Consider the following 6,973-nt stretch of genomic DNA (forward strand, 5'->3'; position numbering starts at 1 on the left):
AACTTTGTTCAGTTTTCAAAGGTCTACCATGTAGGTTAAAGCAAATCTAACTTACATATTTATTGTACCAACTCACCAGATAGTTGTCAACAACTTTTTTGAATTAATCATTAACCACTTATCAACAAGTCAGCTTATTTATAATATCATCTCATCAATTACTCGTCAACACTTTTTTGAAACATTTTTATGAAGTGCTGTATTCAAGCTATTATTATCGGCCTTTACGCGTTTAATGGCAAATGCGCTCTTCTATTCTCAAATAGTTAGCCCCATCTAGTTGCCAAAACCAGATTACAGGAAGCACGCTGAGATAGTTTGTGAACTTGCCAGTGCACTAAACAAAAAGCAGATAACTTATTTGTCAGAGACAACAGTTATCTACTTTAGTTTATTTTATAGTTAATTGCAAGAATTATTTTTGATTTTCCGGTTCCCGAATCATTAATACGAAGACAAATGCGATAATTGCCAATATTAATGTAAAGTAAAAGCCATAATGGGCTCCAGTGGTAAAGCGGGCAGCCGCAGTGCCAGCCGTCCCCCGTCTTCCAAGTTCAAGCAGGCTTGTCGCTACCGCCGTTGCAACTGCTCCAACAACTTGCTGCATAGTATTCAAAATTGTGCTCCCGTCATTTGACAATATCCCCGGCAGCGCATTTAGGGCACTGGTCTGCGAAGGCGCCATAAAGAGCGGACAGCCAATCATCAAAATTATGTGGGCAGCGATAACAAAGGCCACCGTAGTCCGCGTACTCGTAGTCAGCAACATCAGGACCCCAACTAGGGCGAGTACAACGCCAACAAGCGCAGGACGCTTTGCCCCAACGTTGTCATAAAGACGCCCCGCAACGGCAGAGGTAATTGCGTTCACCACTCCCCCAGGCAGCATAATCATCCCTGCCATTGCGACCGGCAACAGGAGGCCATTTTGAATGTACATCGGCAGTAAATACATTGAGGATAAAATAATACCAAAGTCAAGCATTACTAACCCTGTCCCAATAGTGAAAGCACGGTGTTTAAATATCCGTAAATTAAGGATTGGCTCTGCTAAATGCAGCTGACGGTGGGCATAGAACGCCAGGACTACAACGCCAGTGGCCAATGCTGTAATAACAGGAACGGATAGCCAACCAAAGCGGCTTGACAGTGAGGCCCCGATTACTAACCCCGAACACCCAATTGCTGATTCTACTATTGATAATCCATCTACGTGGGGACGGGTAACGTTGCCAACGTTCTCTAATGAGGCAATCGCAAAAAGCAGGGCAATTGCCAGGAAGGGAATGAAGAGCCAAAAGATCCAGTTCCAGGAGAGCTTTCCTAGAATCAGCCCGGTCAAAGTCGGCCCAACTGCTGGTGCAAACATAATTACCAGCGCGCACATCCCCATTACGGCACCAATCTTTTGTGGCGGGAAGATTTGCATAACCACCGCAAACATTAATGGAAGAATCAATCCAGTACCAATTCCCTGAATCATCCGGCCAACCAGTACTACCGCAAAACTGCTCCCTAATGCAGAAATTGCCGCTCCAATGATGAAGTCGCTCAGAGCAAAAATAATTACCTGGCGAGTAGTAAACCAGCGGTTAATCAAGCTCGACAGCGGCAAAACTATTCCAATTACTAACATATAGCCAGTTACCAGCCACTGAATGGTTCCGGTATTTACTTGAAGGGCTTGCATCAGAGTCGGCAGGGCAATTTTTAATGACGTTTCACTAAACATCCCCACAAACGCCCCAAGCAGCATACTCACCATCGCTAGTTTCGGATGGTGAACACTTATTAGCGGACCATTCTTGCGTATTTTTTCCATATAATAACCACTCTCCTCTTCTTTAATATGCACAAGTGGTTACTCTAGCAAATTCAGTTAATTTTCGTAAGTGTTTTCTATAATTCCTTCGATAATAAATAGCTCCTATTAATTAAATTAAGCTCATCACTAAAATTAAATTATAGTTAGAATTTTAATTGACTTCTCACTCCACCCATGATAAATTGTTAACCATCAAAAAGAGGAGGCAGGACAATGTCATTTACTAACCGTCATCAATTAAACGTCATTATTATCCGGATCATTAACTAGGTGATACGGATAATTTGACGTGTTCGTATCACCACCACGGCGATACGAACGGTGACCAGTAATTGACATTCCCTGTCAAGCCGGTGAGCTGTTCAGCAGCACACCGGCTTTTTATTTTCTCAAAGGTGGTGAGCAAGATGGAAAGCGACATTAGCAGCCCTTAACTTCACAAGATTAATTAATAGAAAGAGGTATTTAAATGGAAAATTCAGTATTGACGACCACAACCCGCCCCAAATTCAAACGTGACCCCGTGAAGACCGTCATTCTCGCTTCGATGATGGGCACCGCCATTGAGTTCTTTGACTTTTACGCGTACGGTACCGCTTCGGCAACCTATTTCCCACGTGTCTTCTTCCCCCAGATGACTCCCGTCCTGGCGACAATCCTAAGCCTGTTGACCTTTGGGGTGGCCTTCGTTGCCCGGCCCGTCGGCTCCTTTCTCTTCGGCCATTTCGGTGATTGGCTAGGGCGAAAGAAGACCCTCGTCCTTTCCCTCCTGGTCATGGGAGTCGCGACCGTTGCCATTGGCTTTATCCCCGGCTACTCGGTCATCGGTGTCTGGGGAGCCGTCCTTCTCTGCCTCTGCCGCTTTATCCAGGGAATCGGCCTCGGGGGTGAATGGTCCGGCGCCGTATTGGTAGCAACTGAAAACGCCCCGGCTAACCGGCGGGCCCTCTACGGTGCCTTCCCAGAAGTCGGTGCGCCAATCGGGTTCTTCATCTGTAATGGCTTATTCTACCTATTAGAAAACTGGCTCACTCCCGCCCAAATGACCGCGTTTGGCTGGCGAATCCCATTTTGGGCGTCCGCAGTCCTCGTCGTTATTGGGCTCTACGTTCGCCGGCGACTCCAAGAAACGCCCTGTTCAAGCTCGCCCAGGAAAAGAACAACGTTACCAAGTCACCGTTACGGGCGGTTTTCAAATCCAACTGGCGGGAAATCCTCAAGGGAACCTTCATCATGGGAGCCACTTACGCCCTGTTCTTTACCCTGACGACCTGGTCGCTCTCCTACGCCACTACGGCCCTCGGTTTTAGTCACGCCGAATTTCTCCTGCTCCTAATGGGGGCCATCGTTGAATTCGCAGTTCTGATCATGCTGACCTCAGTCCTTGCCGACCGGGTTGGCCGGAAAAAGGTCCTGCTCACCGCGTCTGGCGCCCTCGTTGTTTTCTCCCTCGTCTTTCCTTACTTCCTCCAGGGCCAGCACAACATGACCGGAATGCTTCTCTTCCTTGGAGTGGGCTTTGTGATCATGGGGACCCTCTACGGTCCGGTCGGCGCCGTCTTGCCAGAGCTTTTCCCGACAAAGGTTCGCTACTCTGGTGCCGGAATTACCTATAATCTAGCCGCCGTAGTTGGTGCTGCCGTAGCCCCCTCCGTCACCACTTGGCTAATCAGCCGCTTTGGCCTTTACTCGGCCGGCTACTACATGTTTGCCCTCGCCGTGGTTTCCGTGATTGCCTGGCTGCTGACCAAGGAAACTAAAGACGTTGATTACACTAAGTAGCCGTTTGACCTTTTTTCTTCATTAAAGAACGCTTATAATAGTCAGCAATCATACTATTGGAGTGAGAGTTTACATTGAAGAAAATTATTTATCGGTTTCTAGCCACGCTCGGTGTGGGCGTTTGCTGCCTCGGCTATGCGGCAAACGTGCGTGCTAGCCAGATGCGCACCCCGATCGACTGGCAAAAGTCATCGGAAACGGGTGCCTATCCGGACCTGGCTAAGACGCCCGACCTCTGGCTCAGGGTTAGCCTCAAGCACAACCGGACCTACGTGTACAGTGGGCATAAGTTAATCTACACGATGTACAGTACCGCTGGAAAGTTTCAAAAGGACCCGAAAAGCGGCAAAGTCAAGAGTGTTACCCCCACTGGCACTTTCCAAGTTCAGCCGACCCGTGGCGATTGGGTATACAACCCGAACCTAAAGCTCGGTGCCAATTACTACGTTTCCTGGAACGGCGACTACCTCTTCCACACCGTCGTTACTGGCCCCGACCACCACTATATCAAGTCGGAAGCTGCTAAGCTCGGTAAAAAGCCCAGTTCTCCCGGCTGCGTCTGCCTCTCCGTCCCGGACGCAAAATGGTTAGAAAGCAGCTTGCCGACCGGAACCAAAATTGTTGTTGATAACTAAGAATGCACCCGTCTTTTAACGAAAAAGGCGGGTGTTTTGTTGTCAACCCAGCCTTAATTTAAAATAAATTTATTTGTTTTAGACGATAACCGATTAATGAATTTTTCCATTTGTTTAAACAATGATTAAGTGTTAACCGAATGTGCCAGCTAATTGGTCCAACCAATTTATTACCGGCTTTTATCACGGCTTAATAGGACTCGATGGCTTGATATAACAGCATTTGAATCCCCACCTCAATTATTCAATTCGCATTGCTTGTGCCATCGTCCGGCCTTCTTTTGGCGGAATAATAGCCCTCTTACAGGCCTTGTCGCTTGATTAGTCAATTGCAGCATTCTCCGTCAAAAAATTAGAAGTTACTTATAAGACGATATAAAAGAATTTATATAATAACCCTAGATTATTTAACAAATCGGCATATAATCATAGTTGAAGAGTGAATTCCAGTTTATATTTCGTTCACAAATTAACCAGGGAGATTATACTATGATTAGTAAAAAAATCGCGAGGGAAGCCCTCTCAACAATTGCCGTTTTGACCACTGCCACCGCGCTGGGTGTTGCCACCAGCACCAGTGCCAAAGCTGATTCTAATAACAGCACCCCTGATAATAGCGCAGTAACTACTAATACAAACGAAGCGCAAAGCCAGCAACAAGCCACTGTTAGCGCGCAATCAGCCGCTAATACTGCCGTTGCCACTGCAAACACCATCCAGCAGCAAAAGACCGCCGTTGGTGATGCCCAGGCATCCCAAACCACGGCCCAGAAAAATCTCGCTAATGCGCAGGACGCACTAACAACTGCCAACCAAAATTTAGCCGCTGCACAGAATAAAGTTAATCAATTGCAAAACAAAATTGATTATTATGCTAACACAAGGGCAATGCCAACGTTTACTTTTACTCCAGAGCAAACGGCAGCGACGCAACGGTTCATTAACGACGTGGCGCCAATCATGCGGAGTGGCAACTTCAACTCAAATGACTTTTATCGGCTGAGCAGTTTCGCCGCTTGGCAGGCAGCAATGACCACTCGCCAGGGACTTAACTGGCAGGATCAGAACGGGGACGACCAAAAGATTATCCTCGACCTGGACCACCTCACCGCGGACCAAGTCAACACCTTATCAAAGTTTACCGCAGCCATCCTGAACCAAGTCCGGCAGCAGCTCGGCATTGCCGGAACGGTTGGGACGGCGGTTGCCACTTCCGGAATGGGCGACGTTGCCCAAGAAGTTGCAACCTTGTACGGTGAGCGGACCGACACTGCTGCCCACCACTACATCTACGCCCTCAAGAAAGCTGCCTTTGATCACGGCATGACCAACCAGTACGCTACTGCCGCAGATATGGTTACCCGGGGCAGCAACAGCCTCGGTGAAAGTTTGCTAACTGACGGGAACGTTAATTACACTAACCGGATGACGATGGCCCAGGCAAAGAATGCAATTGCCAGGGCTGTTAACGACATGCTGTTTAATGACCGCGGTTCCGCGATGGGCCACGCAATGTCGCTGCTCGGGGTCTACTCCATCCTTCCTGATTCTCAGGGGCGGACGGTTGACTACGTCGGCACTAGCATTTCCTACAACGACATCAACTTTAATACCGACCGGCCTGACAAGGCCCCGAACGTTTATCCGTCCCACCTGATTCACTTCATGCAGTACACGTCTTGGGAAATTGCCAGCCACAATTCCGCCAGTGAACGTGCTAAGCAGGCCCAAAGCGGTCTCACCCACGTACTTGATGAATACGACGACATTGCCGACCCGGCAGCTCTGGAACAGGCACTCGACGACATCGCAGTCGCTCGGGGCGAATACTACCGGGCACAAAACAGCCCAAGCAAACGCCCAAAAGGCCCTTTCAACTGCTCAGGCGGCCCTGCAAACAGCTACCAGCGACTACCAAGCCGCCCAGAAAAAGCTGAACCAAATGCAGGCTGACCAAGGTATTTCGCTTAGTGACGCCCAAAAGTATGGCAACCTGGTAATGATTACACCAATCACTGTAACCGCCGGCCAGTCCACGAGCGCGCCACAAATTGCGAACGGCTTTATCACCCCTGTTAACAGCCAAGCCGCACAAATCTTTGCGGCATTCGCAAACGAACCAGGCGCCGAAATTCCGTGCGGCACCACTGCCAGCTGGGCTGACGCGAGCCAATTAGCGGTCGACACCCAACGAGCAGGCAACTATGCCGAAGACGTCTTAATCAGCTTCCCGGATGGATCCACGACCACCATCCAAGCAGCGCTGACGGTTCAACCAGCAGCAGTAACTCTGACGGACAGCAACGAAGCAGCCAACAGTCTGACAACGGCTCCTGCTAGCCAGGGGCAAGGCACGGCAACCGCCACGCCGCAAGCGGCCCTGCTAACAGCCGGTAGCCACCAGCAGGGGACGGCAGCAGCAGTCAACGCAGCCGCGGCAACCAGCACAGCGGCAGCCGCTCACACGACTACTCCAACGACAGCTGCCAGCCTGAAGGCGACTACCAGCCGCCGCACAACTGACGGCCAGGCCCAACTACCACAAACCGGGAGCCAGCAAGCAGCTGGAATGGGTGCCCTGGGACTCCTTGCCGGAATGTTCAGCGGCCTGCTGGGCTTGAAGAAGCAACGGGACTAATACCTATAAGACAACTTCGAATTAAATTGTCGAGAGAGTGAGAAAAAACGCCCCAAACCAGGGTTATAATGCCCTCTAAGTATACAGATG

General features: G+C 49.4%; 4 protein-coding genes and 1 pseudogene. 4 read left to right on the forward strand and 1 reads right to left on the reverse strand.

Annotated features, from left to right (window positions below; genetic code table 11):
- Positions 1-415: 415 nt before the first annotated feature.
- Positions 416-1,825, reverse strand: coding sequence for a DHA2 family efflux MFS transporter permease subunit (locus FC49_RS09265; RefSeq protein ID WP_056984867.1), 1,410 nt, complete (start codon positions 1,823-1,825; stop codon positions 416-418).
- Between the two features lie 472 nt (positions 1,826-2,297).
- On the opposite strand from FC49_RS09265, the pseudogene FC49_RS10365 reads away from it, so the two are divergent.
- The 4 genes and pseudogenes from FC49_RS10365 (at position 2,298) to FC49_RS10255 (ending at position 6,883) form a co-directional block, all read left to right on the forward strand.
- Positions 2,298-3,610 (forward strand): annotated as a pseudogene (locus tag FC49_RS10365) (MFS transporter).
- A gap of 113 nt (positions 3,611-3,723) precedes the next feature.
- Positions 3,724-4,245, forward strand: coding sequence for a L,D-transpeptidase (locus FC49_RS09275; protein ID WP_338107327.1), 522 nt, complete (start codon positions 3,724-3,726; stop codon positions 4,243-4,245).
- A 489-nt stretch (positions 4,246-4,734) separates the two neighbouring features.
- Positions 4,735-6,198 carry an SEC10/PgrA surface exclusion domain-containing protein gene (locus FC49_RS09280; protein ID WP_235804903.1) on the forward strand — a complete coding sequence of 488 codons (1,464 nt, stop codon included), beginning with the start codon at positions 4,735-4,737 and terminating at the stop codon, positions 6,196-6,198.
- The gene (locus FC49_RS10255) at positions 6,188-6,883 is read left to right on the forward strand and encodes an LPXTG cell wall anchor domain-containing protein (RefSeq protein WP_235804904.1); all 696 of its coding nucleotides are present in this window, start codon (positions 6,188-6,190) and stop codon (positions 6,881-6,883) included. The genes FC49_RS09280 and FC49_RS10255 overlap by 11 nt, the downstream gene beginning before the upstream one ends.
- Positions 6,884-6,973: the final 90 nt, after the last annotated feature.

Source organism: Limosilactobacillus oris DSM 4864 (assembly GCF_001434465.1).
Classification (GTDB): Bacteria; Bacillota; Bacilli; order Lactobacillales; family Lactobacillaceae; genus Limosilactobacillus; species Limosilactobacillus oris.